Raw genomic sequence first — 2086 nt, 5'->3', positions numbered from 1 at the left:
GCCCGCGCGACGCTCCCGCCCCCGCCACGCCCACGCCCGCTGACCCCCGGCCGCGACCCGGCCCCGACGACCCCGGTGATGCCCATGCCTGCTCGCTCCGCCCTGCCCGCCCATCCACCGACGACGCAGCTCGACGTCGCCGCCGACCTGCTCGCCCTGCTCGGCGACACCACCACCGAGCCGCGTCCCGATCCACAACTGGAGGCGCTGACGCTCGCCGTGGCGGCCGACCTGCCGGTGCTGCTGTGGGGCGCCCCCGGCATCGGCAAGACCGCCGCGCTGACCCAGCTCGCCGCCGCGCTGGACCTGCCCTTGACGACCGTGATCGCCAGCGTGCACGAGCCGTCCGACTTCGCCGGACTGCCGGTGGTCGGCGACGACCCGGCGACCCAGGGCGTGCCGATGGCGCCGCCGGACTGGGCGGTCCGCCTGGTCCGCGCGGGCCGCGGGCTGTTGTTCCTGGACGAGCTGTCCACCGCGCCGCCGGCCGTGCAGGCGGCCCTGCTCCGCCTCGTCCTCGAACGGCGCGTCGGCAGCCTGTGCCTGCCACCGGAGGTCCGGATCGTGGCCGCCGCCAACCCCCGCAGCGCGGCCGCGGACGGCTGGGAACTGAGCCCGCCGCTGGCCAACCGCTTCGTGCATCTGCAGTGGAGCCACGACCACGACGTCGTCGTCCGGGGTCTCGGTGGGACCTGGCCCCGCGCCACGATGCCCCGACTCGACCCGGCGCGGCTGACCGACGCCGTCGGGTACGCCCGGCGGGCGGTGTGCGGCCTGTTGTCGGCGCGCCCCTCGCTGGTGCACCGGCTGCCCACCAGCGAGGCCGGGCGGGGCGGCGCCTGGCCGTCGCCGCGCAGTTGGGAGATGGCGCTGCGGCTGATCGCCTTCGCGGAGGCGGCGGGCACCTCCCGGGACGTGCTGTCCACGCTGGTCCGGGGCGCGGTGGGCGACGGCCCCGGGCTGGAGCTACTGGCCAACCTGGACCGGATGGACCTGCCCGACCCGGAGGAACTGCTGGCCGATCCCGCCACCGCCGTCCTGCCCGATCGGGGAGACCTGCGCCAGGCGGTGCTGGACGCCGTCGTGGACGCGGTACGCCGTCGCCCGGACCGGTCCCGCTGGGACGCGGCCTGGACGGTGCTCGGCCGGGCGGTGGAGACCGGCGCGCCGGACCTGGTGGTCGTCCCGGCCACCACCCTGGCCCGACTCCGTCGGGACGACTGGGACGTGCCGGCGGTGATCGACCGGGTCCTGCCCGTGGCGTCGCTGTCCCGGCGGGCCGACGAGACGGCCGAGCGGGTCGCGGCGATCGCGGGAACCGGCCGGTGACCGCCACCACGACGGTCCTCGACCGGGACAAGCTGCTCACCGCGCGCCTCTACGCCGCCCGGGCCCGCCCCTATCTCGCGACGGCGCTGTTCGCGCTGCACGTGGTGGAGTCCCGACGCGTTCCCACGATGGCCGTGGACCGGCACTGGCGGTGCTACGTCTCACCGGTGTTCGTGGACCGGACGCCTGTCGAGGACCTCGCCGGCGTGTGGGTGCACGAGGTGTCCCACCTGCTGCGCGACCACCACGGTCGAGGTGACCGCGTCGTCCGGGAGCAGGGGCTGACCGGGCCGGCGGAGCGGCTGCGGATCAACATCGCCGCGGACTGCGAGATCAACGACGACGCGTACGGCGACGGGTTGGTCCGGCCCGAGGGCGCGGTCGAGCCCCGCGACCTGCGTCTGCCCGACGGGGAGCTGATGGAGGACTACCTGCGGCAGTTCCGGCTCGGCCCGCTCACCCAGCACCTGGCCTGGCTGGACTGCGGCAGCGGCGCGGACGGGCTCGACCGGGAGTGGGACCTGGGGCCGGACGGCGCGCACGGGCTCACCGAGCAGGAGCGGGACGCCGTGCGGTTCCGGGTGGCCGAGGGCATCACCGGCCGGCCCGGGACCGCGCCCCGGGGGTGGCGACGGTGGGCGGAGGAGGTGTTCCACCCGCCGCAGCCCTGGCGGGAGCTGCTGGGCGCCGCCGTCCGGTCGGCGGTCTCCGCCTCCGGCGCGGGCGACGACTACACCTACGGCCGCCCGTCGCGGCG

2 protein-coding genes are annotated in these 2086 nt (G+C 76.7%); both read left to right on the top strand.

From position 1 onward, the window contains the following. Positions 1-84: 84 nt before the first annotated feature. Positions 85-1329 carry an AAA family ATPase gene (locus HUW36_RS31620; RefSeq protein WP_217428914.1) on the top strand — a complete coding sequence of 415 codons (1245 nt, stop codon included), beginning with the start codon at positions 85-87 and terminating at the stop codon, positions 1327-1329. Continuing rightward, the coding region (locus HUW36_RS31615; protein WP_425487286.1) for a vWA domain-containing protein at positions 1326-2086 on the top strand (761 nt) is incomplete at its 3' end. The genes HUW36_RS31620 and HUW36_RS31615, both read left to right, overlap by 4 nt.

The sequence above is a fragment of the Micromonospora maritima genome, from assembly GCF_902825405.1.
Classification (GTDB): domain Bacteria; phylum Actinomycetota; class Actinomycetes; order Mycobacteriales; family Micromonosporaceae; genus Micromonospora; species Micromonospora maritima.
This window is presented reverse-complemented; position numbering and strand designations above follow the sequence as displayed.